At 61.6% G+C, this 552-nt stretch carries 1 protein-coding gene; it reads right to left on the bottom strand.

The window, feature by feature from the left end; genetic code table 11:
• The coding region (locus tag FSO04_RS46025) for an IS5 family transposase (RefSeq protein WP_233465472.1) at window positions 1-552 on the bottom strand (552 nt) is incomplete at both ends.

The raw sequence follows: 552 nt of genomic DNA, 5'->3' as shown, positions 1-552 counted from the left end.
GTGCGGCCTGCGCTGGCTCTTTGCCCGTGTATCCCTGATCGGCAAATGCCACCTTGACCGTGTGTCCCGTTACCTGCTGGACCTGACGCGCAAGCTCTGCTACCTGCGCACGCTCCTGCTCATTGGCTGGTGTCACATGTACCGCCAGCAACTGTCCCAGGGTGTCCACCGCAATGTGGACTTTGCTGCCGCGCTTGCGCTTATAACCGTCATAGCCCGCGCGGGGCCCGCTCTCGCAGGTCGACTGTATCGTGCGGCCATCCAGGATGACGGCGCTGGGCTGTCCCTGCCGTCCCTGTGCCACGCGTATCACCGAGCGGAGGTCGCAGACCATGTGCTCAAAACAGCCTGCCTGTAACCAGCGTTGGGTCTGCTGATACACCAGTTCCCAAGGTGGAAAATCATTGGGCAGCATCCTCCAGGGCGCGCCGGCCCGAGCCATCCAGCGCAATGCATCAAACATGTCGCGCAGTTCGTATTTGCGCTGCGGCGCGGTTACGTCCATCAGCGTCAGATACGGTGCCGCGAAGCTCCATTCTTCGTCGGATACAT

Origin of the sequence: Paraburkholderia madseniana (assembly GCF_009690905.1) — a bacterium.
GTDB classification, from domain to species: Bacteria; Pseudomonadota; Gammaproteobacteria; order Burkholderiales; family Burkholderiaceae; genus Paraburkholderia; species Paraburkholderia madseniana.
This window is presented reverse-complemented; position numbering and strand designations above follow the sequence as displayed.